Here is a 24788-nt window from a genome sequence, read left to right on the forward strand (position 1 = left end):
CGATGTTTCCTTATACCATTATGTATGGCTATACTGCTCATAGATCTCTAATAAATTCTGAGCCCACTCAATAGCTTGACGATACTCCGTAAACAAGTCCCCTTGGTCTACACTGAGTAAAAGACAAAGATCACCAATGCCTTCCCAGTCCGCGACCTCAATCGATTTACATAATTGCAGTGCATGTCCATAACGATTAGTACCTTCAGTAAGAGCATCCTTAATGTCACTGTGCAAGGGCAAATCCTCTATGCTTTCCTCCATCGGTCGCTGCAAGAATACATCAATAAACGATAGCATCCCTGTTAAGAAAAAACTAGAAGACTCACGATCCTCTCCTACTAAAAAGGAAACCCTCTCACATAACCTTGCCCGTATGTAACATAACTTCATTATTTCATAAGGAGCAGAATCGGCTTTGGCCCCCATCTCCTTCAGCATTAGTACATAGGACCACTTTTTCACCTCATCAAATCCCAGTAGCATAATGGCTTGGACTATTGATTTTATAGGCTCAATACGTCGGTACGCTACCGAGTTTATTAATTTCAATAATTTATAAGATAGAGAAAGATCATTCTCTATTTTTTTAGCCACATTTGTCACATCTGGTTGAGGACGAGCTAGTTCTTTCATTAACTCAATATGTTGAAAGGGTTGGAAGGATGTATCATAAGACGTCATAATGACCGGTTTGCTAAAAAAGTATCCTTGATAGTATTCAAACCCTAATGATCTGCATTGTATAAATTCTTCATATGTCTCTACCTTTTCCGCTAAAAGTTCAAGCGTATAGGGAGCTACTTGTTCTTTAAGTGCCTTTATTTCTTCTGAAGAATACTGACGAATATCAACTTTCACTATATCTGCATAGCGGAGTAAATCTTCTGTGTATGGATTATGCATTTGGAAAACATAATCATCCAGAGCAATTTGATACCCTTTACTCTTCAACATTCTGCACGTGTTAACAAGTTCTTTTGTCAGCGGAATGTTTTCTAGTAATTCAATGACAAGTTGATGCTGAGGAAAGCAAAAAGCGAGTTCACTTTTTAATAGATTCTCAGTAAAATTCACAAAACACTTCTTCTGACCAGATATGTGTTTAAACCCCATATTATAGAAACTATTCATAACAACCTCAGCAGTGGCCCGATCCCCATCAATCCCAGCAAAGCTTTGATCATGCTTAGAACCTCTGTATAAGAGTTCATAAGCCATTACATTACATTCATTATTAAATATAGGCTGTCGCGCTACATATACTTCCACAGAAGCACCCTCTTCTTCCATACTATACACTCAAATATATCCCATAATTTACAAAATAGGAACCATATAAAAAGAATTGCTTTCATTTTAGCAAGAAGAGCTGAAACTGAGATAACACCAGGTAAGGATGGGTCCGTTAGCGTATGTAAGGCTAGGGCTTGCTGTGGGACAACTCGCTTTCCTGCGGGGAGCTGGCAAGCCTCCTCGTTCGCTATCGCTCTCTGCGGGGTCTTGCCTAGGCTCCTTATCCCGCGGGAGTCTCGCAGTCCCACAGCAAGCCCTAATGTTAATTGGGTGAACGGACCGCTTATTGTAAGTTCTCCCCCCACCCTCACATCCCATATATGGCTCGTTTCCGTCTTTGCACATTTGGCAAAGGTGGGCCTGGAAATTGCGAGACTCCTGCGGGAGAGAGAGGTAGACGAGACCCCGCAGGGTGGTTTTCCCGAGGAGGCTCGTCAGCTCGCCCGCGGAAAGCGAGTGATTTCCAGGCCCACCTTAAGCTCCATTAAGCTGACGGAAACGTCTCTATTCAGTATCAAAAGGATTTATACGAATACGTAAATGCAAAAAAGGGAATTTCCATTTTGTATCGAACATTCTATAATTAGGATAAGACTCAAAATAAGAAAGTAGTGGTCACGAATGTACCATAAGAAGTGGTTTCAAACCTTAGTGGGAATCATTTTGGTTTGTTTGCTTTTTTGGATTTTAAAGCACATTGAATATGTATACCAACCCATCTTTACATATTTAGGGGCAATCGCCTTCCCCCTTATTACAGCAGGGGTTCTTTATTATATTTCAAGACCCATTGTTCACCTTCTAGAAAGGTACCGGGTACATAGAATCTTGGCGATTTTTTGCGTGTTTATTTTATTCGTCATTACTGTCTATTTAATTGTGACGTTTATCGCTCCAATTGCACAAGAACAATTTACACGCTTTGTTGATAATTTACCTGCCATGATTCGTGAGGTAGAAAGCATTATTAACTATTGGCAAAGTAACCAGGAAATTATTCCAGACCAGTTCTCTGCAGCGATTACAGATGCTCAAAATGAACTATTCTCGAGAGCGCAGGAAATCACCGGAGCTCTTACAACCTTTGTAATAGGAATGGTCACATCCCTTGTACAATTCTTATTCTTACTCATCCTTGTTCCGTTTTTCCTTTTTTACATGTTGAAAGATGGAGAGAAACTTCAGCCTTTCCTGGCAAAATTCTTCAAGGATAAGCGGGCGGCCAGTTTGACTCGCTTGTTTAAGCGAATTGATCACACCCTTTCCTCCTTCATTCAAGGACAGTTAACGGTGAGTTTCTGCGTGGGTGTATTGCTATTTATCGGGTATACCATCATTGGACTCCACTATTCATTATCACTAGCGTTATTCGGGATGGCTACAAACGTCATTCCATTTGCAGGTCCATATTTAGCGGTCATACCGGCAATATTAGCTGCCTTTTTCCAAGATCCATTCATGATTTGGTATGTGATTATTATTATGGTTGTAGCTCAGCAAATCGAAGGGAATTTAATCTCACCAAATGTTATGGGGAAAGCCCTGAGTATTCACCCGCTTACGATTATCACCCTCATATTAGCTGCCGGAAGCATAGCAGGATTCCTTGGCCTATTATTCGTGATCCCGTTTTACGCTGTTGTTAAAACGATTATTGGTCACTTTTATGAAGAGGCCTTTGATGGCAGAGAAATTTAAAACCCACCGAATATGAGCTTATTGAAAAACCCTAACACCTTCAAAATGGTGTTAGGGTTTTTTATGAGCTCTTTTCATTTGCCTTTGTTAAAATAGAAATATTTACACATACTACTGACCGAGGAAAGAAGGGGTTAAATGACGAATCAGCCTGAGAAGTTATGGAACTCATCGTTTATCTTTTTAATTCTAGCCAATTGGTTTACTTTTATGAGCTTTCAAATGCTCATCCCGACTTTACCTCCTTATATGGAAGAGCTTGGCGGTTCAAAGTTTCAAGTTGGTCTTGTGACAACACTCTTCTCCATTGGAGCAATCCTTAGCAGACCGTTTATTGGACATTTATTGCAGACGCAATCAAGAAAACGACTCGTTCTTTTAGGGTCCGTTTCCTTATTAGTTATTACGTTACTCTATTCCTTCACTACAGCAGTACTTATCTTCTTGGCCTTCCGGTTTATTCACGGTTTAGCCTGGGGGTGGTCGTCTACGACAAACGGAACAGCCGCTGTTGATTTAGTACCTAAGAAACGTATTGGGGAAGGCATGGGGTATTTCGGGCTGAGTGTCACAATTGGTATGATTATAGCCCCGAGTCTTGGTATTTATCTCTATCAAAATTTTTCATTCTCGGTACTTATCTATACTTCTGTTAGTTTAGGGACGATTGCGTTTGTTTTATTTTCACTAACGAAGTTCAGAACTCCAGACAATATTAAAAACAAAACGCTTAAAGATGAACCCTTTACATTTTGGGGATCAATGATAGAGAAACGAAGCTGGTACCCAGCCATGATCTCGTTCTTTAATACCTTTGGATACGGATCTATTGTTACGTTTATTGTTATATTTGGTCAGGAGCAAGGGATTGAACAAATCTATTTGTTTTACCTTTTTAATGCGGCTTTAGCTACAATTATGCGTCCCATTACTGGTAAATGGTTTGATCGTAAAGGACCTTGGCTACTTATTATGGCTTGTTCTGTTCTGGCCTTCGCTGGCATGTGGACGATTGCCCTTGCAGACAATTTCTATTACATTATTGCAGCAGGAATCCTGTTTGGTGCTGGGTTTGGTTCTATGATGCCCGCCTTTCAAGCCTGGGTTATTTCTAAAACCACACAAGAGCGAAGCGGCATCGCAAATGGCATGTACTATTCAACAATTGACCTTGGAATCGGCTTAAGCGCCCTTCTTCTTGGAGCAATCTCAAATTACGTTGAAACAGCCACCCTTTTTAAAATCTCTAGTGCTTCTTTTGTCATTGTATTGATTTTAACCTTTTTAGATTACCAGAAGAATAAAGATGTGGAATGGGAAAGTGAACAAACGTAAACACTTTCCTTTCAGCTACTTTTTATCTTTTATTTCTAAATTTTTTAACAATTAAGAAATTGACAGGTTGCTTTGGTGTTGTTACGATAACATCAGATTTTGTAGATTGTTGTGACGATTCTTAAAAATTTGTCGAAACTTTCATGTTACCTGTTGCATCCCGCAACATATATGTAGTACACTTTGTAATGTTTTTGCCGTTACCTTAAGCAAAATGCTTACTTCTACAAATTGGTCTAAATTTTCGAAAAATTTTGTCATATGGAAACTGTAACGGTTTTCTTACTCGTTGGACGTCTCAACGAGATCACGATCGACACCTACATGAGAGGAGAACCATATATGACGAAAAAAGATACCGTAACCATAGGTTTTATGCTCTTTGCTCTTTTCTTTGGTGCAGGGAATCTCATTTATCCCCCGCAGCTTGGTACAGAAGCCGGATCTTCTTACTGGTCCGCCATCGCAGGATTTATTATTACAGGCGTAGGCCTTCCGATATTAGCAGTTACAGCCATTGCATTTGTAAATGATGATGCAAAAGCTCTAGGAAGTCGCGTACATCCATGGTTTGGATTATTGTTTACTTCCTTGATTTATTTAGCAATAGGTCCGTTCTTCGCAATCCCTCGTGCCGCTAACGTGGCTTTTGAAACTGGGATTAAGCCGGTAATCGGCACTGCAGGACAAGGATCTTCTGCATTACTGATTTTCTCGATTATATTCTTTGCTTTAGTATTCTGGATTAGTTTAAATCCATCTAAGATTGTAGACCGGATTGGTCAATGGTTAACACCAATTCTTCTAATCGCTATGGTCGCTTTAAGTATTGCAAGCTTCCTTACGTTTGATGCTCCTATGCAACAGCCAACAGGAGATTACAGCACAACTCCATTCTTTAGCGGGTTCTTGAATGGGTACCTGACTATGGATGCTATTGCTGGGCTTGCTTTTGGAATTATTGTCGTCACCGCGTTGAAAGAACGTGGCGTAACGGATCGTAAGACAACGATCAAACAAACCATTAAAGCTGGTAGTGTAACAGCCATTGGTTTAATTGTCGTTTATGGATCCATCGGTTGGATGGGAGCTAAGATGGCTTCTATGGGCTCCTATAATAACGGTGGTGAAATCTTAGCAGATGGAGCTAACATTCTATTTGGCTCGTTTGGTGGTTTGTTACTAGGTACCATCGTGGCTCTAGCTTGTTTTACAACGTGTATCGGTCTAACTGTTGCTTGCTCTCAGTTCTTCTCAAATACGTTTAAGAGTGTTAAATACACGCACGTAGCCATTGTATTTACTTTAATTAGTTTTGGGTTCACAAACATGGGGCTAAGCCAGATTATTGCGTACTCTGTACCCGCTTTGGTATTCATTTATCCGCTGGCAATCGTATTAATCGCCCTGTCCTTCTTCCACAGACTATTTAACGGCTCAAAACATGTTTATCGTGGTGCCCTTATCCTAACAAGTGTGATCGCCATTTATGATGGACTTAAAGCCTTCTTAGGAGCAGAAAAAGTTAAAGCATTTACAAACGCTCTAGACTTCCTACCTCTCTTCGCTGAAGGTTTAGGTTGGGTTGTACCAGCAGCTGTAGGTGCCCTTATAGGAGGCATCATTGAAATCTTCGCGGTCTCTGCTAAAAAAAAACGTAACGTAACGATACAAGACGCAAGCTATAAAGCTTCTTCTTAAAAAGGAAGAGCCCCAATTCCGCTACTGGAGTTGAGGCTCTTTTTTATTGTTCATGGTCTATATCTGTGTTTGTGAGTGCCCATATCTGTTGTTTATGGTACTGAAGCAGCTTATAAAAATGATCAAATAACGGCTGATCCAGATGTTGATATTGTCTTGCCAGCTGTTCAAATATAATAGCCTGCCTTGAATGAAAATCAAGATCCTGCATAGCCTCTCCTCCTCATCCTTTCTATATCCATTTATCATATGTATATATGAGCTTATCTAATACCACTTTTCTATATGAGCGGGATGGAATCTTTCCCCTTTCCCACAAACGGCACTTCGTAAAATGAAGCAAAAAAAGAGCATGGAATAGATTCGCCATTCCATGCTCTTCACTATAGTTGTGCCTATAGACTGATTTAATTTTTAACGTCGCCTTCATTTTGTTGTTCACTTAGCTTACTTTGAATTCGCTTGAATTCTTTACTTGGTGGCATAAGACTAACTAAAACATCTCCATTCTCGCCCTTCGGCTGAGACTTGTGAGTGTAGAAGAGAATCTTGCCAGATGGCTTAAGAATATAGAGGAGCAACGTCTCAGGATGAAGTTCCTCTTTATATTTAGCATAGGTATATTGCTCAGTGATATTCGTTTTCCTAAATACAAAGCCACCGTCAATCTTTTCATTAAGACGTTCCCACGTAGCTCTTTGGTTAAAGAGCAAACGGCCTCCAATCGTGTTCCCCATATCCTCAAGGTCATCCCCACGACTGTTATGAAGCGTTAATTGGAATAAGTTACTGCGTCCAATCTCAGGTACAAATGTATTACAAACAAGTGCGTTATAAGAATCTAATTCAGACGCGGCAACCATATATTCATATGGCGTCATATCAAGATGGTATTCGGTTTGCTCTGAAAGAATTTCTTCTTTCATAAACGGAATTCCTTCTTTCCTTGCCGTAACAAGGCGATGCCATGAAGAGTCTGTAATTAATACAGGCACCTTCAGATCTTGAAGAGATTTCGCAAGTCCAGTAGTAAAGCTTGATGCGCCAACAATAAGCACTCCAGGCTTTCCATCTATAGATAAGTCTAACTTCTTCGCTAGCCAACCTATTGAAAAACCGTGAGCACAAACAGTCGCAAATACTAAAGCGAACGTGAGAGATGTCAGGATTTGAGCATCCTCGAATCCAGCTTCTAAAAGAACGTTTGCGAAGTAACCCGCCACAGTTAGAGCGACGATACCTCTTGGTGCAATCCAACCAACAAGAGCTCGTTCACCAAATGAAAGATCTGTCCCAATGGTTGAAAGCCAAATAGATATAGGTCGAACCACAAACAACATCAGTAGGACAAATGCAATAATTTGAATATTGAAGATTTCCATTAACGTTTCAACCGTTAGTGATGCTGTTAACATTACAAATATAGCCGATACGAGAAGAACGGAAATGTTCTCCTTGAAATTCCTCATATCTTCTATTGAAGAGATGTGCATATTAGCTAGTGTCATCCCCATAGCCGTTACAGCTAATAAACCTGTTTCGTGAGCTATTTCGTCTGCTATCGTAAAACAGAAGATGACGACAGTGAACATCACTGGGGACTTCAGAAACTCAGGCACGTGCCCATGTTCAAACATCCATCCTAATCCTTTTCCGAGCACATAACCAATAACACCAGCAAATGCGGAGGCTGCGAAGAACATGAGTAACGCGTTTCCGGTTACGTCATCTGCCATAAGGAAATCAATAATTTCAAAGGCAAATACAGCTAGCAAAGCTCCAAATGGGTCTACAATAATTCCTTCCCATTTCAGGATCGCTGCTGGACGAGGTTTTAATTTTGCCTGCCTCAGAAGTGGCAAAATTACCGTTGGCCCCGTCACGATAAAGAGGCCACCAATAACAAAGGCAACAGCCCAGGAAAGACCTGCGACATAGTGAGCTGCTAATGAGCCTAACAACCAAGCCAAGAAAGCTCCAATCGTTACAATTCGAAAAACAGGCCTTTGGAGTCCTTTTACTTCTCGGAAATCAAGGCTTAAGCTGCCCTCAAACAGAATGATTGCAACTGCTATTGAGACAATCGGCTTAAATAATTCCCCAAAGTCTTCTGCTGGCTGGAGCACTCCAAATACCGGGCCCACTAACAGTCCAACGATAGACATAACCACAATAGCAGGAATTCGGAATCTCCAACCTACCCACTGTGAACCGACGCCAAGGGCGCCTATTAGCATAAAGTCAAATAAAATCGAGTGAAACATAGGTTCGCTCCTTTATGATCTTGTTGATGTATGTGTATGGATTTCATTATCTTTCCCATTCTTTCATACGGACGATTCAAAAAACACAGATATAAAAATATTCTATACGCGCATCGCCCATCTGTAAATGATTTGGTTTGTAAAATTATTATGACAAAAATGAAACAAAAGCGTAAGTGCCCGTCTAGCAACGTATAGACTGGACTGAAACGGAGTGAGATCAAGGAAACACGAAGAGCTTGCGATTCGATGTTGACTGATCGACTGGAGGTGAGGGAAGTCTACTAGTTGCTGGGCGCTGGAGCTAGATGAATAAAAGCGTAAGTGCCTGTGTAGCAAGGTATAGACTGGACTGAAACGGAGTGAGATCAAGGAAACACGTTATAAATATTGAAAAGAGTTAATGGAAGCTTCTAGTCCGAAGAAACGATTTTTCCGAGATTACATAAACCAAAAAAACCCGTTTTCTTTTGATCATTTTGTTCAAAAGAAAACGGGAGTAGCCTTGTTACTATTTAACAAGCAGAAGGCTTCATTTGTATAATAATTTTGCCTTTCGCATGATGAGATTCACTTAGTTCATGTGCGTCCTGTAACCCTTCCTTACTAAAAGGATATTTATGACCGACAATTGATTTTACTTTCCCTTCAGAAATCAAATGAGCGATTTGTTGAAGTTGCTCGCCTTTAGGATTTAAAAAGACGTGTTCTGCTTCTACTCCGTACTCTTTGGCTTGATCTTCATCCGGTACATCTGTAATGGAGACTAATTTACCACCTTTTCGTAACACTTGATAACTTTGTTCTTGAATCTCCCCTCCAAGGGTATCAAGCACGACATCAAATTCATCTAACACGTCGTAGAAGTTTTCTTCCTTATAATTAATGAAGTGATCAGCTCCTAAGGCTTTTACTAGTTCTCCATTTTTTTCACTTGCGGTGGTAGCTACATAAGCACCGGCCCACTTAGCAAGTTGTATGGCATAACTTCCTACACCGCCTGAACCAGCATGAATCAGGACTTTATCTCCCTCTTCAACGTTGGCTGCATCAAATAAACACTGCCATGCTGTTAAACCTGCTAACGGAACTGCAGCAGCGTCTTCAAAGCTAAGACGCTCAGGCATATGTGCTAAAAGATCTTGTTCAACAGCTACATATTCTGCATAAGTACCATTTGGCGTCGTAGCCGGCCGCGCAAACACTCGATCGCCAACTTGATATCCTTCAACATGATCACCGACTTCTTTAATGGTACCGGCTACATCCCAGCCTAAAATAATCGGGAAGTTCCAATCTAACATTTCTTTCAAGTATCCTTCACGAACTTTCCAATCGATTGGATTAATAGAAGTTGAATGAATCTCAATTAAGACTTGTTCTTGATTTATTTCAGGTGTAGGCACCTCTTTTTCAGTTAATTGGTCTTTTCCACCGTATTGTTCAATAACAACTGCTTTCATGATGAGTGATGCTCCTTTCAAGAATATCTGTTGTACTGTACCCGGAAATTCACAGATGTACGCATGGAAGAGAGAATTAAAAGGTCACCAAGCTTACACCACTTGCCCTGGTGGAGTCGATTGAGGGTGATACAGCGCTCGGCTTGAGCCGGTTTTCGGTTAACTTGAGCCATTATCCTCGTATTTGAGCCCATATAACTTAACTTAAGCCGTTTTGGCTCATCTTGAGTCGTTATTTTTTGTACTTGAGCCGTTCTGAAGAAATTTTGAGCCGGTATTGAATGTACTTGAGCCGCTTTCCCCCATCTTGAGCCGCTTTCCCCCATCTTGAGCCGTTCCGCCAGATCTTGCGCCGCCACTCCCCATCTTGAGCCGCTCCGCCAGAACTCCAGCCGCCACTGCCCATCTTGCGCCGCTCCGCCAGAACTCCAGCCGCCACTGCCCATCTTGCGCCGCTCCGCCAGAACTCCAGCCGCCACTCCCCATCTTGAGCCATTCTCGCAGACTTGAGCCGCCGCCCCAGGCCTTCACCTCAAAAAAAAGATCGCCCGAGGGCGATCTTTTTCCAAAACTTAGCGAAGTTTTTCATCTTGAAATAGTTCTTTTGCAACCTTAGGTGCTAACCAAAGGATCGGGAAGAGGAAGATGGATACTGGTACCGCTGTTACTACAATGAACGATTGTAGTGCGTTAATACCGCCATCTCCACCGCCACCGATGAAGAGTAGGATTGCTGCAATCGCACCCATTAGGATAGACCAGAATACACGCAAGGATACTTTCGGGTCTCCTTCACCGGAAACGGCCATTGCGATTGTATACGACATTGAATCTCCTGTTGTAATAACGAAGATAATCGTTAGTAATAAGAATAACGGAGAGATAATGCTTGCAAGTGGCAGCTGTTCTGTAATAGCTATCATTGCAGCTGGCATTCCGCCTTCACTTAACTGTTTTGAAACGGATCCTGCTACGTCCATTTCGTAAAAGATTCCAGCGCCTCCGACAACTGTAAACCAGAACGTTGTTACAAGTGGTGCAATGACACCAACAGCTAGAATAATCTCACGAATTGTACGTCCTCTTGAGATACGACTTACAAGAATCGCCATCATTGGCGCATACCCGATAAACCAACCCCAGAAGAATACTGTCCAGCTACCTAACCAACCAGTATCTGCTCGGAAGGTACTCATCGTGATAAAGTTCTCTGCATAGAAACCGAAGGACGAGATAAATTTATCGATGATAAATCCACCAGGCCCAAAAATGACTACGAATAATATAAGTCCAATTGCTAAGCGAACGTTAAAGCTACTAAGTGCTTGAATACCTTTATGAATTCCTGTAATGGCTGAGATCGTTGCCACAACCACTAGACCAATGATAATGGCAAGTTGAGTTGTGTACGTATCCGGAATGCCGAATAGTGCTTCAAGTCCATAGCTTGCTTGCAGACCTAGGAAACCGATTGGACCAATTGTTCCGGCTGCCACGGCAATAATAGCTGCAGCATCAATAATTGTACCAATAACGCTAGTACGAAGCTTTTCACCGAATAACGGGTAAAGAAGCGTTCTTGGCTTCATTGGCATACCTTTATGGTAATACCCATACATCATCACAATGGCACTTAATGTACCAAGGATGGCCCACGCTAAGAAGCCCCAGTGCATGAAGCTTTGAGCCAATGCTGGCATAATCGCTTCAGGTGTCATGGCTTCAATGCCACTGTTTATTGGTGGTACTGTCATAAAGTGATACATAGGTTCAGCAGCGGCCCAGAATACGCCCCCACCAGCTAATAAAGTAGCCATAATAATGGATAACCACTTAAATGTATTCATTTCAGGTTTCTCCATATTCCCTAGCTTCACTTGACCATATTTAGAAAAAGCTACATAAAGTGCAATAATAAAGTTCAATAACATTAAGACTTGCCAGAAAGCACCGAAGTACTTAACAGACCAAGCAAATCCTTCGTTTACAAATGTTTTCACAAAATCCAGATTAATAATTCCGGCAATAACAAATGCGACTAGTAATCCGCCACTAATACCAAAGACGGGCCAGTCTATCTTGGAGGTTTTTTCCTCTTGTTTACTCATTTAGGGTACATTCTCCTTTGAATTTTTTTACCTTGCAAACACAATGACATACTATCTCATACATAAATAGGTCATGTAAAGGAGGAAACTCAGTTCATTCTGAAGAATAGTATTTGCAAGGCATTCCCCTCCTATACACAAATTGACGATTCATCTTTCTCTCCCCGTCACCCTTAATCTCAAAACGGATTCTCTTCATATCCCATTTTTTTACGTAAATTTATGGAACATTTCCTTTTTCTTCTGAATCGCTGCTCCCTACCCTGCTTTCATCTATTTCCGCAACTTCTTTCTCATGGTAAGATGGTACAAGATTATTTCGCATTCGTTTAGTACACCTATAAAGGACGGTTGTCTTATGATGAAAAACGCACATCGCGTTTTAGAACAGTACTTCGGCTTCTCATCATTTCGTTTTGGACAGGAGCCATTAATTGGGCATGCTTTAGATAAGAAGAATGCTCTTGGCATTATGCCTACTGGCGGCGGAAAGTCGCTTTGTTATCAAATTCCCGGCCTTCTTCTGGACGGAACTGCTGTTATTATCTCCCCTCTTATATCTCTAATGAAAGACCAGGTTGATTCCTTAAACTCTCATGGTATTGCATCTACTTATATCAACAGCTCCCTCTCGTATGAAGAGCAGTCCCAGCGAATGTTTGACGTACAGCGAGGTCGATATCAGTTTGTTTATGTAGCTCCAGAGCGGTTTGATTCTGAAGGATTTATCAGTTCTCTGCGTCGCACGAAGTTATCCCTTATCGCCTTTGATGAGGCGCACTGTATCTCACAGTGGGGTCACGACTTCAGACCAAGTTATCGCTCTGTGGTCGGACAGTTACAAAAGCTTGGAAACCTCCCTGTTGTGATGGGTCTTACCGCTACAGCAACTGAGGAAGTAACCAAAGATATACAGCACCTCCTTTCTATTGAAGATGACCATGTCGTAAATACAGGTTTTTCAAGAGACAACTTAAATTTTCAAATTGTAAAAGGAAAAGAGAAACACGATTTCATACAGGATTATATTAAAACCCGTCCTAAGGAATCGGGTATTATTTATGCAGCCACAAGAAAAGATATTGATCGCCTTCACCAATGGCTGAGTCGAGAAGGTGTGAAAGTTGCCAAATATCACGCCGGGTTATCTGAACAAGAGCGTAAATCTGCTCAAAATCAATTCATCAAGGATGAAGTAACCGTCATGGTTGCTACAAACGCCTTTGGCATGGGTATTGATAAATCGAACGTCCGTTACGTTATTCACTATGCCCTCCCAATGAATATTGAATCTTACTATCAAGAAGCAGGTCGTGCCGGTCGTGACGGGGAGCGAAGTGACTGTATCTTGCTCTTCTCCGCCCGAGACATTCAGCTTCAGAAGTTTCTTATCGAGCAATCGTTAATGGAGGAAGAAAAGAAAACAGAGGAATACCAAAAACTTCAGCAGATGGTGAACTACTGCCACACAGATAAATGTCTACAAGAATACATGCTGACTTATTTTAAAGACCCCTTCAGGCATGAACCATGCGGAATGTGTAGCAATTGCTTACACACAGGAGAGATAAAAGACATTACAAGAGAATCTCAAATTATCTTATCTTGTGTGAAACGAATGAATGAGCGCTACGGCTCAGGAATGGTGGCTAAAGTAGTTAAGGGATCTAAAAGTCAAAAGGTGATGGAGACTCGATTTCATAAGCTGTCTACTTACGGACTCCTTTCTGATCTGAAAGAGAAGGATATCATGCAGATGATTCAATTCCTTGTGGCAGAAGGCTATCTAGCTGTTGAAGATGGAAAGTTCCCCCTCCTTCGCCTTACTCAGGAATCATTAGCTATTCTTAAAGGGGAAGAAACTGTTCAAATGATTATCGAGAACGCATCAAAAGCTCATCAAGAATTAGATGTAAACGAAGATCTATTTGAAAACTTGCGTATGTTAAGAAAACGACTTGCGGAAGAACACAAAATCCCTCCTTATGTTGTCTTCTCTGATGCTACGTTGAAGGAATTGTGCCAAGCGAAACCTAAAACAAAGAGCGAGATGTTACAGGTTAAAGGTGTGGGTGAGAAGAAATTCGAGCAATACGGAGTGCTTTTCCTTGAAGCTCTGCAGGAGGAAACTCATCAGTATTCATAAACGGTTCAGTATAACGGTTTTTATTGGTTTGAGAGAAAGAAAGGCCGCACTCTTACCCTAGCTTCTCAGCTACGACCCTTATCCAATCCCACCCTATTCTTGAACAAGCTTTTTATAAAGAATAACAACATTAAACTTCAACAGAGCCAAGAAATTAAAAAACTCCGATTCTGCTAGAGAATCGGAGTGCGGATGGGGTTATGCCTGTTCTGCTACTTCTTGGACAAAGTCGTGAATTTCTTTTCTAGAATAATGCTCTGGGACTCCTGGTTTTTCGTATAAGTAGTTTGTAATACGTTCCACGTCTTGAGTGTAGGCTTCCATAAATCCGCGAATTAACATGGCCAGGTAAGGTGTTGATGGTCTTGTTATCGTCATCTCGCTTAATGGTTTTGGGTTAGTAAAAGTGAAGATCGGATACCCTTCTTCGTCACCTGCGTGAAGAAGATTGCCGTAATATGACCCTTCATCAATAACAAGAGAACCTTTCTTCTTCACTTCTTCAATATCTACCGTCATATCCTCAACACCATTTTCCTGACGAACAACGTCCTCGAACTGCTCCTCAGTAATCAAGTACATTCTGCCCCATGTTTCAGTGTGTTCATCTTTAACAGTATCAATAAACGCACCCGCCCCATCCCAGCGGTCTGACCATCCTGAGAAATAGAGCTTATACGGTAAGCTGACTGGACTGTTCTTAACCGGAAGTGTGCAATCTCGACTCCCTACCTCTCTTCTATTCGAACCAGGAGGCTGGCCCCCTTCAATATAACAACGAAAACGATCCTCAAATAGATTCGAGCCGAAACTGGCATACCATACGTAGTTTATTTGTTTACTCATTAAACCTTTCCCCTTTTTCTGCGATAACTGCAATTAGTTTGTTATAGATACTCCGATTATTCTAACAATTCTTCATCTTTAAAAAAAGGCTCTTCTTCTACACTTTATTGTGTTTGGGGTCCGTTACGTTTATAAGTGCAAGGGCAGGCTTGGGGACAACTCGCTTTCCTGCGGGGAGCTGGGAAGCCTCCTCAGCCGGCAAGCCGTCTTCCGGGGTCTCCCCTAGGCTCCTCTTCCCGCGGGAGTCTCGCAGTCCCCAAGCCTGCCCTGACGATGTATAATAAACGCCCCCACTTTATGTAGTTCCTCTCAATCCCCACCTCCTATATATAGCGCGTTTCCGTTGCTCTCCATTTGGCAAAGGTGGGCCTGGAGAAATTGCGAGACTCCTGCGGGAGAAAGAGGTCGACGAGACCCCGCAGGGTGGGTTTCCCGAGGAGGCTAAAAAAGAAAGGGGAAGGTCGACTAAGGCCGTCACGTCCTGTGACAACGTCGAACGACCCCACGTCGTGTGGGGCCGCGGAAAGCGAGTGATTTCCAGGCCCACCTTACGCTCCATTGAGGCTGACGGAAACGTCTCTCCATTTATCGCATAGCAAAACCACCTCAACTTCAAGTCTTCCACATAAGGGGGCGAGCTTATGTAGAACGAATAAAAGCGCTTAGAGTTGATCAACTCTAAGCGCAATTGTCTTGCTTATCTTCGGTCCCAAGGGAAGTCTGTGCCAAATTTATTTGCAAATTCTTTCGATACACTGCGACGTGCTTTACGCTGTGTAGCGCGATCTGCTGCACCGTCGTGTAGCCACTTCTCTTGTTCCGTTTCCGGGTAAACCTGAGGTACTTGAGAAGGGGTATTAGTTTCATCAACAGCGACCATCGTTAAGAATGACGTCGCACATACTTTGCGCTCACCTGATAAAAGCTCTTCTTTCACAGCTTTTACGAACACTTCCATAGATGTGTTTTTCGTCCATGTTACAAAAGCTTCTAAACAAATGGCGTCGCCTGCATTCACAGGGTATAAGAAATCAACCGAATCTGTTGAAGCGGTCACAACATTACAGCGAGCATGACGGGTAGCTGCGATTGCAGCCACGTCATCGATATAAGCCATTAATTGACCACCAAACAGCGTTCCGTGATTGTTCGTATCTGTAGGTAATACGTGAGAATTTTTGACTACTAATGATTCAATACAAGGTTTTTTATCCATATCTACTGCCTCCTCTAAATCTCCATTCATAGTATACCAACAATATTTCCTTCTATGTTTACGTGTTTTAAAAAGGGAAAGAAGATAACTTATATGAGAACGTTCCCTCAAGGACTCATCTTCACACTCCTTTTTCGTTATAAAGCGCTTCCAATTATCGAAAAAGGGATACGTAGCAAAAGCTTCCCTAACCAAAAAACGCTTAGAGCATTTAACTCTAAGCGTGGTACTTTAGCTATTCATGTAATCTTTATTAGGTGTGGATGTTACTCAAGCGGTTTTGCATCATAACTCGATCCCGTCCAGTCTGTGAGGTCCGAAATGGTCTGCCACAATTTTGGATAGAATTCATATTTCACCCCGCGTTCAAGCGCTTGAGCAGGAATTCCTTTTAAGCTTTGCGTATTTAATCCAATCATGCGACGTACGAGTTGGATATGAGAATGCCTGAAGGTTTGAAAGTTCTCATCAAATCGGATAAGCGCTTGCAAGAGGTCAAATAATGCCCGGTGTTCATGCGGGTCTTTATGGATATCAAGTGGTGAAAGGCCTCTCTTGGTTAACAGTTTCTCACAAGGTTCCCAAAGTGTTGGACCTAAACGAAGCACTTCATTAAAGCCCGGTGAATCCTGACCACTCCCCTGTCCTAGAGCTAAACGAATGGTGTGGTAATCTTTTGGACTAATGACTTTTACCATGTCAAATACATTCGGGAGGTGATCGAGATGCATATTCACTCGTCTTAGCTGGCTAGTCGCTTCTTCAATTTCATTGTGCTTCATATGAGCATCTGCTAAGTGTATATACTGAATCATCAATTTAAAGTGGAGTTCTGCAATTTGATGAATCATTTGGAATGTTAATTCATCATGACAAGCTAATTCATCTTCTGACTTCTGAAGACTTAACAATTCTTCTGTGCGAATGTACTTCTCATAATCTGTTACCACTTTCCCCTTTGAATCACTCATACATGTATCCCCTCTCTTCATTTAGAAAGATCATAATGTTTATTAAGCGATGACACCTCGTTTATTCTCGTATTGTTCATAAAGCTTTTGTTCCATAATATCCTTCAACACTTGCATCGTCTCCCAAACTTCTACATACGAAGTATAAAATGCAATTGGCGCTAATCGAATGACGTTTGGGGAACGAAAATCAGGGATCACCCCTTTATCTTTTAAAGCCTTACAAATACGCGCTGCTTCTTTATGTTCAAGACATACATGCCCACCACGTCTGTCGTCTTCTAGAGGATTTCCAATTCTAAACCCATATCCTTGTAGTTCACGCTGGAGTAAGTCCATCATGTATTGCGTAGATTTTAAAGATTTTCGACGAATCGCTTCAATGCCCGCTTCATTAAATAGCTCAAGAGAACCGATGAGAGGAGCAACGCTTAATAAATGCGGGGTCCCGATTTGATAAGCTCCTGCTGTCTGAGCTGGCTGAAAGGTGTGATCCATATCGAATTGCTTATCTTTATCAGAGCCGAACCACCCACTTAACCCAGGTGTTTCGTTCAAATGGCGCTCATGCACGAACAAACCGCCCACTCCTCCTGGACCGCTGTTTACGTACTTGTAGTGACACCAATATGCGAAATCCACTCCCCATTCATGAAAGTGATGGGGAACAACACCAACAGAATGACACCCATCAAAGCCAATCAAGATCCCTCTTTTATGTGCTTCTTCTGTTAAGCGCTTAATATCCAGGAGCTGACCACTTCTATACAGGACTGTTGGCAAGACGATGAGAGCAATATCATCTGTCATCGCTTCGATGACATCATCTTCTTTAATTTCTCGTCCGTCACGACTTTTCACTTGAACGAGGTGTTCGTCAGGGTCATATCCTTTTAACTCAAGCTGACTCTTAAGTGCATATATGTCAGACGGGAAATTCAATTCATCTGCCAGTATTTTTGTACGACCGTCTTCTGGTTTATAAAAAGTTGCAACAAGCTGATGCAAGTTTACTGTCGTAGAGCCTGTCACAATGACTTCTTCCTTCTTCCCTCCAACAAGATCAGCTGATTGTTCGCCAAGCTGTTCAGAAAGGTAATACCAAGGGTGTTCTCCTCCTGTCCACCCGTCTATGCCTAGTTGTTTCCATGAATCTAGTATACGAAATACGGACGTTTCAGCACGCTTTGATAATAGACCAAGAGAATTTCCGTCCATATAAAGCGTGCCATCTTGTATGTAAAATTCATCGCGAAAATGTGATAAAGGATCCTGCTGATCTAAGCTTTTTGCATATTCCTTTGACGTATCCATGTAACCATCTCCCTTTCCCCTCTATAATAAGCCTAATCGATTTGTGAAAACGCTGTCAATTAAGCTATTCAATCTATTTGGATGCTTGGCCACTTTATTTTAAGAGTATAGTGCTTCTGCTTGTAAGTAAAATCTAAATGTCCGTGCCTTTTTTGAACGATTGATTGTATAGAGGTAGCTCCAAAACCACGTTCTCCGGTTTTTGTTGTGGTAGAAGGAACCCTATAAAGCTTATCTAATACATCATCGGGGACGGGTGTTGTGTCATTACGTATGATCAATATATAAAAAGCACTTTTCTTTTGTAATTTAACCATTACATGCCCCGCTTCGCCCTCTTCCTCTTTGTAACGTTCCGCTGCCTCTAACGCATTTGATAAAGCGTTCCCTAGAAGCACAACGATTTCTTCTTGAGGCATTGGAAGTGTGGAAACAGGGACTTCAAATTCATATATGAGTTCAATATTCGCTTTCTCAGCCTCACGACTATGCCAGTGCAACAAGCCTGCTATCGCGCTCTTTTCACCAGATAGTGATGCACTGAACCTTTCAAATTCCCCAACAAGTCGCCCCATATATTGAGTTGCTTCCTGATACTCACCTTGTTCTAACATATACTGTAAGCTTGTAATATGCTTCAAGTAATCATGACGTTCGCGCCGCAAATCAAGAAGCACCTGATCTGTCTGCTCCACTGTTGTATGTTTTGTTCTTAGCTTATCATACCAATCCAGGTGACTCTTCTTCCAAGCAAAGCGGCAGTACTCTATAACCCATAAGCTTACAAATGACACCAAAAGCTCATACCAAGGCGAAGAAAAGCGGTATGAGAGTAATAGGATGACAGAAAGCATGGTGAGCCCCCACGTCCCATTAGGCTCTCTCTTCTCTATATAAATACGAAACCAGCGAGGCTTTTGGTAAGAGACATATAGAATAGCCGCCAAAAGAATAAGTGGGGCGAGCCATATGTACTGGAATTGTTGAAAGAATGCTGTCATATGAACCATCGCTAAACAAATAGCGAGCAGGCTGTTTGTAGATATCTTCACGCATTTCACACCTAAAAATAATAGTTTTGTATATAGTCTAATTGATCCTTTGTAATCATTGCCTTTTCACCTGTCCCATCAAACGAAACCGTATATGAATTCTTGGCATACAAAGAGAAGTTCGTCACGTAATGAATATTGATGATAAAAGATCGATGAGAACGAATAAAATCTCTTTCTCTTAGTTCCCCTTCTAAATCCCCTAGCGTTTGGTAGGTCAGGACCTTTTGACTCTTCGTATGAATCGTTGAAGAGCGCCCAGTCCGTTCTATAAATATAATCTCTTTTTTTGGCAAAATATGAATCTCGGACTTTTGCTTGATAAAGAGACGTCCCTTCATCTCTGTAGAGCGCGTCTTCTGAATATAACGTTCTAAAGACTGCACTAACCGATCCTTCCTATACGGTTTCATGATGTAATCATGAACGTTCAACTCAAACGCATGTACGGCATATACACTATTGGCCGTTACAAAAATCACATCAATATCAAGAGCGTGTGTATGAATTAAGTCTGCAAGCTCGTACCCAGATAATTCTGGCATCTCTATATCTGCAATAAGCAAGTCAATCGTTTCTTTCTTTACCTGAAGATACGCTTCTTCAGCCGATGTAACAGAGAATACGATTTCCGTGCCGTCCACTTGTTCAACAATGCTATGTATTTTTTCTAAATCGATCGCCCGATCATCTACTATGCCAATACGTATCATGTGGATGTTCTCCTTTAAGAAAATAACAACTTAATTGTAACATCTTCCCATACCATATAGAACGTTTCACGACTGAAAACGGCACTTTCACGACATGATGACAGAAAAGGTCCTCTCTATCTTTTATGATAGGTATAACGATTAATGACGAGGAGGACGATTATGATTGAAATGAACGATGTAACGAAAAAGTTTACGACAAAGAAATCGAGCGTCACCGCTTTAAACCATGTCTCTTTCACGGTACCAGCCGGCAAAGTCGTTGGGTTGTTAGGTGAGAACGGAGCAGGAAAAACGACATTACTGCGCTGCATCGCTACGTTATTCTCCCCTACTACTGGAACGATTACTGTGGATGGTTTCTCTACAGCTACAGAACCCAATCAGGTTAAACGAAGAATCGGAGTTTTGTTCGGAGGCGAGACAGGTCTTTACGACAGACTAACAGCACGTGAGAATCTCAAATACTTCGCTAATTTGTATGGGTTATCTAAACATGAAACAAAAGTGGCTATAGAGGAGCTGGCGGTGAAGTTTGGGATGCGTGAATACCTCGATCGCCGTGTAGGAGCGTTTTCAAAAGGAATGCGACAAAAAGTAGCCATATCAAGGACCCTCATACACAATCCAGATATCATTCTTCTCGATGAACCAACGACAGGACTTGATATTACGTCTTCCAATGTGTTTAGGCAAATGATCCTTCAACTCAAGCAACAAGGGAAGACCATCCTGTTCTCAAGTCATATCATGGAAGAAGTTCAAGCCCTATGTGATTCTGTGGCCATGATTCATAAAGGACAACTCGTTTATCAAGGAAAGCTTGAATCCTTATATAACGAGGAAGATACAGAAGATCTTAATTTTATATTCATGTCTAAACTAGCGCGAGGTGAAACAGCATGATCTGGAATATGTATGTAAAAGAGATGAAAGATGTGTTTCGAGATCGACGCACGCTCCTGATGGTTGTTTTCCTCCCCCTCATTCTACTAAGCGGGCTTGTATTCTTTTACGAGAGCTTAATGAGCGATGACAAAGAAGAAACCTATACAGTAGCCATTCCACATGAATTAAGTGAAGAAGGAAAGGTATTCTTTAGTGATATGTCTAATGTGGAGTTGGAGGTTTTTGCGCAACCTAAGGATATCGTGGACGAAGGGGAAGCAAGTGTCGCCCTACTAGCTGAGGATGGGTTCTTTACATCGCTTGGAGAAGAAGAAATGTCAGGAGTCACGTTATATGGCGACTCCATGAGCCAAAACGTCTCATATGTAATGAACATGATTGAATCGAAATTCGCTCAAGTGGAACAAAGTATTGTAAATTCCAGACTAGAGGAAAAGAATATCGACGAATCTATATTAGAAGCTTTTACCGTAGAGCGCGTTGAACCTAGCTATAATGATGAGAATGGGGACTCACTGGCTTTAATCTCGATGCTTCTCCCCATGGTCTTCTCCATTGCCATTGCTTCAGGTTCTACTTCTGCGGCGATGGATCTTTTTGCAGGTGAGAAAGAGAGGAAGACAATGGAGTCTTTACTTATGACGCCAGTCGATCGCAATAAAATACTGATTTCTAAATGGCTAACAATCTCAACAATTGGAGCCATGACGGGCATCCTTGCCGTCGTCCTCATTATAATAGAAACGCTTTTCTTTACAGAGAAGATGAAGGAAGCCTTCTCGGTTAATGAAGGTATGACTATTGTAATCATCACCACACTAGCCATGACCCTTCTTTTTGCCTTGTTCATAGCAGCCCTTCTCATGCTTATAAGTATTGTGGCTAAAACGATTAAAGAATCCCAAAGCTACAGCACACCAGTATCATTGTTAACCATCGCACCAATGTTCTTCATTACAAGCATGGGGGTAAAAGAATTCACGTTCATGGACTTCATCTTGCCGTTCATGAACCTATACGCCATCTTAAAACAACTCCTGTACGGCATCATCGACATCACAAACATCGCCCTAACCCTAGGAAGCACCGCAATCTATATCCTCATCCTATTCGCTATAGCGAGGGTGCTATTTATGAAGGATCGGTGGGTGTTATAAGAAAAGCGCAGGCGGGGTGGTCAGGTGAATTAGGAGGCTCGACTAAAACCGCCACGTCCTGTGGCAACGTCGAACGACCCCACTTCGTGTGGGGCCGGATAAGCAAGCTGCTGCAAGTCTGCGTAGCAGACTGGAAGTAGATTGCTTATCTCGCTAGGCCCTCCCCGCCGGAGCTAGATCTAGAAAAGCGCAGGGGGCTCGCCCAGGGGCGTACGGATAAGCAAAATGCCGGAAGTGGCGATTAGCCACTGCAGGTAGTTTGCTTATCTCGCTAGCCCCTAGCCCCCGGAGCTAGATCGAAGAAAAGCGCAGGCGATAAAAAAGCATGGATTTTCATATCGAAAATCCATGCTTTTCCGTTTATTGCTTCGATTCTTCAATAATTGTCGACAGTTCTTCCCATCGTTCCATCGCTTGCTCAATTTTTTCTTCAAGCTTTTGCATTTCATTCATCAATTCTTGTGCCCGAACCGCGTCACTACCGGTTTCGGTAATTTCATTTTGAACTTCTTCATAACGAAGCTCTAATTGTTCAATACGATCTTCAATGCTATTCCATTCTTGCTGTTCATGATACGAAAGCTTGCGGCGTTTCTGACGCTGATGCGGAGAGGCTTTCTTTTCCTCTTTTGCCTTTTGACGTTCCACCGCTAATGCTTCGCCTTCTTCTTGTTTACGAATATCAAGATATTCTGTATAGTTCCCTTGAAATCTTCGAATTCGTGTATCTTCAAAGGCGATTAAATGATCGACCACTCGATCAAGGAAGTACCGATCGTGGGATACCGTGATGACTACGCCAGGGAACGCATCAAGATATTCCTCAAGTATGGTCAACGTTTGAGTATCAAGATCATTTGTAGGCTCATCTAGTAGCAAGACGTTTGGTTCTTGCATCAACACGCGTAAGAGATACAAACGACGTCGCTCTCCACCTGAGAGCTTAGATATATATGTCCACTGCATATAGCGAGGGAACATAAAACGCTCAAGCATCTGTTCAGCCGTAATCGTATCCCCTTCAATGGTTTGAACGACTTCTGCCTCTTCCTTGATATACTCAACTACGCGTAGAGATTCATCCATTTCCTGATGATCCTGTGTGTAATAGCCGACTTTGACGGTTTGCCCCGTCGAGATCACGCCGGTGTCTGGTGTGATCTTTCCAGCAATCATATTCAGCAATGTTGTCTTCCCGCTGCCGTTTGGCCCAATAATACCAAGACGCTCTCCTGGTACCACCAGGTAACTAAAATCACCGACAACGGTACGGCCTTCATAGGATTTAGTAACACCTTCAAGTTCAAACACATCATTCCCTAACCTGGTTGAACCGATGGCAATATCGACCTCTCCATCTGCTCGTTCAAGCTTTTGATCACGAAGGGCTTCTGCACGGTCTTTCCTAGCTTTTTGCTTTGTACCGCGCGCTTTAGGACCACGTCGCAACCACTCAAGTTCCCTACGAAGCGTGTTTTGGCGTTTCTGTTCATTTGCTCTTTCTTGTTCTTCGCGCTCTGCCTTCTTTTCTAAAAACACTTCATAGTTTCCGTCGTAAATATAAAGGTTTCCTTTATCCAATTCGTAAATACGATTCGTTACACGATTCAAGAAATAACGATCGTGTGTAACAACTAAAAGAGACCCTTTATATTGACCCAAGAAACTTTCCATCCATTCAATTGTTTCATTGTCCAGATGGTTGGTCGGCTCATCGAGAATAAGTAAATCAGCTGGTTGAATAAGCGCTTTGGCAATGGCTACGCGCTTCTTCTGTCCACCTGATAAGGCACTAACAGATTGATCAAAGTTACGAATACCAAGCTTTGTTAGAATGGTTTTCGCAACCGTGTTCGCCTCCCATGCATCATGCTCGTCCATTTTTTGCTGTGCTTTGTAGAGGTGTTCTTGCTTCCTTTCATTCGTAGGTTCCCCTTCCAACTCACGCAACGCTTGTTCATAGTGACGCATCGTTTTCATAATTGTGGATTCACCGTAGTAAATTTGCTCAAGCACGGTAAGATCGTGATTTAGCTGTGGTTCCTGAGGCAAGTACTCGATATGAAAGTCATTGGCATGATCCATAGTCCCTTTTTCAGCAGAGTCTACGCCAGCCAACACTTTTAAAAGCGTTGATTTACCCGTTCCGTTCACACCAATTAATCCTATACGCTCTCGCTCTCCGATCGTAAAGGATATTTCGTTAAAGAGATCTTTGTCTCCATACGTCTTATATAAATTTTCCACTGATAAAATGCTCATATGTAGCCCTTCCTTTATCTAGACGTTTCCGATTAATAAACCTTTTTGACACGGCCTACTTGTCCGTCTTCAAGCCTTACTTTAATACCATGAGGATGAGAACTTGATTTAGTCAATAAATCCTTCACGATTCCATGTGTTAGCTTTCCTGTACGTTGGTCTTGCTTTAATACGATATCAACTTCTTTACCTGGTTGAATGTCTTTTCGATTCTGTCCGTTCATCATTTGCAACTCCCATATCTTTTTAGTACTACCTATTATAAAGGATTTTAGGGATAAAAAACACAAAGAGCCATTCAGATACTTAGGTAAGCACTTTTCTTTAGAACTAATCA

General features: G+C 41.9%; 18 protein-coding genes and 1 pseudogene. 6 read left to right on the plus strand and 13 right to left on the minus strand.

The genetic code is table 11. From position 1 onward, the window contains the following. Positions 1-18: 18 nt before the first annotated feature. Positions 19-1272: an EAL and HDOD domain-containing protein gene (locus N780_RS03725; protein ID WP_036780216.1), complete on the minus strand. Its 1254-nt coding sequence runs from the start codon at positions 1270-1272 to the stop codon at positions 19-21. A 645-nt stretch (positions 1273-1917) separates the two neighbouring features. Here N780_RS03725 and N780_RS03735 point away from each other — a divergent pair. The 3 genes from N780_RS03735 (at position 1918) to brnQ (ending at position 6030) form a co-directional block, all read left to right on the plus strand. Continuing rightward, positions 1918-2994, plus strand: coding sequence for an AI-2E family transporter (locus N780_RS03735; protein ID WP_036780221.1), 1077 nt, complete (start codon positions 1918-1920; stop codon positions 2992-2994). Between the two features lie 138 nt (positions 2995-3132). Then, the gene (locus N780_RS03740; protein WP_036780223.1) at positions 3133-4329 is read left to right on the plus strand and encodes an MFS transporter; all 1197 of its coding nucleotides are present in this window, start codon (positions 3133-3135) and stop codon (positions 4327-4329) included. A 342-nt stretch (positions 4330-4671) separates the two neighbouring features. Further along, the gene (gene brnQ, locus N780_RS03745; RefSeq protein WP_052114871.1) at positions 4672-6030 is read left to right on the plus strand and encodes a branched-chain amino acid transport system II carrier protein; all 1359 of its coding nucleotides are present in this window, start codon (positions 4672-4674) and stop codon (positions 6028-6030) included. Positions 6031-6073: 43 nt separating this feature from the next. Here brnQ and N780_RS19680 read toward each other — a convergent pair whose 3' ends face one another. The 4 genes and pseudogenes from N780_RS19680 to N780_RS03765 all read right to left on the minus strand — a co-directional run. After that, positions 6074-6241 (minus strand): hypothetical protein, encoded by a 168-nt coding sequence (locus N780_RS19680; protein WP_156969072.1) that lies wholly within the window; start codon positions 6239-6241, stop codon positions 6074-6076. Between the two features lie 196 nt (positions 6242-6437). Continuing rightward, positions 6438-8294, minus strand: coding sequence for a cation:proton antiporter (locus tag N780_RS03750; RefSeq protein WP_036780225.1), 1857 nt, complete (start codon positions 8292-8294; stop codon positions 6438-6440). A 515-nt stretch (positions 8295-8809) separates the two neighbouring features. Then, positions 8810-9757, minus strand: coding sequence for an NADP-dependent oxidoreductase (locus N780_RS03755; RefSeq protein WP_036780227.1), 948 nt, complete (start codon positions 9755-9757; stop codon positions 8810-8812). A gap of 596 nt (positions 9758-10353) precedes the next feature. Then, positions 10354-11865 (minus strand): annotated as a pseudogene (locus N780_RS03765) (BCCT family transporter); the annotation flags it as partial. A gap of 358 nt (positions 11866-12223) precedes the next feature. Between N780_RS03765 and recQ the strand changes: the two are divergent. Further along, on the plus strand, positions 12224-14011 hold the full coding sequence (gene recQ, locus N780_RS03770) for a DNA helicase RecQ (RefSeq protein WP_036780231.1): 1788 nt from the start codon (positions 12224-12226) through the stop codon (positions 14009-14011). Positions 14012-14209: 198 nt separating this feature from the next. On the opposite strand, the gene N780_RS03775 is transcribed toward recQ, so the two are convergent. The 6 genes from N780_RS03775 to N780_RS03800 form a co-directional block, all read right to left on the minus strand. After that, entirely contained in the window at positions 14210-14857 is a 648-nt protein-coding gene (locus N780_RS03775) for a hypothetical protein (RefSeq protein ID WP_036780233.1), read from the minus strand. Positions 14858-15554: 697 nt separating this feature from the next. Then, the gene (locus N780_RS03780; protein WP_036780236.1) at positions 15555-16073 is read right to left on the minus strand and encodes an acyl-CoA thioesterase; all 519 of its coding nucleotides are present in this window, start codon (positions 16071-16073) and stop codon (positions 15555-15557) included. A gap of 266 nt (positions 16074-16339) precedes the next feature. After that, positions 16340-17044, minus strand: a complete 705-nt coding sequence (locus N780_RS03785) for a tryptophan 2,3-dioxygenase family protein (RefSeq protein WP_036780238.1) — start codon at positions 17042-17044, stop codon at positions 16340-16342. 42 nt (positions 17045-17086) lie between these two features. Then, on the minus strand, positions 17087-18358 hold the full coding sequence (kynU, locus tag N780_RS03790) for a kynureninase (protein WP_036780241.1): 1272 nt from the start codon (positions 18356-18358) through the stop codon (positions 17087-17089). A gap of 68 nt (positions 18359-18426) precedes the next feature. After that, complete coding sequence (locus N780_RS19155; protein WP_052114873.1) at positions 18427-19410, minus strand: GHKL domain-containing protein; 984 nt, start codon at positions 19408-19410, stop codon at positions 18427-18429. An 11-nt stretch (positions 19411-19421) separates the two neighbouring features. Next, the gene (locus tag N780_RS03800) at positions 19422-20123 is read right to left on the minus strand and encodes a LytR/AlgR family response regulator transcription factor (protein WP_036780243.1); all 702 of its coding nucleotides are present in this window, start codon (positions 20121-20123) and stop codon (positions 19422-19424) included. Positions 20124-20285: 162 nt separating this feature from the next. On the opposite strand from N780_RS03800, the gene N780_RS03805 reads away from it, so the two are divergent. Both N780_RS03805 and N780_RS03810 read left to right on the plus strand, forming a co-directional pair. Continuing rightward, the gene (locus N780_RS03805; protein WP_036780246.1) at positions 20286-21029 is read left to right on the plus strand and encodes an ABC transporter ATP-binding protein; all 744 of its coding nucleotides are present in this window, start codon (positions 20286-20288) and stop codon (positions 21027-21029) included. After that, the gene (locus tag N780_RS03810; RefSeq protein ID WP_036780248.1) at positions 21026-22189 is read left to right on the plus strand and encodes an ABC transporter permease; all 1164 of its coding nucleotides are present in this window, start codon (positions 21026-21028) and stop codon (positions 22187-22189) included. The genes N780_RS03805 and N780_RS03810 overlap by 4 nt, the downstream gene beginning before the upstream one ends. Positions 22190-22549: 360 nt before the next feature. Here the strand turns inward: N780_RS03810 and N780_RS03815 are convergent, their stop codons facing one another. Both N780_RS03815 and N780_RS03820 read right to left on the minus strand, forming a co-directional pair. Continuing rightward, positions 22550-24451, minus strand: a complete 1902-nt coding sequence (locus tag N780_RS03815) for an ABC-F family ATP-binding cassette domain-containing protein (protein WP_036780251.1) — start codon at positions 24449-24451, stop codon at positions 22550-22552. Positions 24452-24483: 32 nt separating this feature from the next. Next, positions 24484-24675: a YwbE family protein gene (locus N780_RS03820; RefSeq protein WP_036780253.1), complete on the minus strand. Its 192-nt coding sequence runs from the start codon at positions 24673-24675 to the stop codon at positions 24484-24486. Positions 24676-24788 lie beyond the last annotated feature (113 nt).

The sequence above is a fragment of the Pontibacillus chungwhensis BH030062 genome (assembly GCF_000770675.1).
Lineage (GTDB): Bacteria > Bacillota > Bacilli > Bacillales > BH030062 > Pontibacillus > Pontibacillus chungwhensis.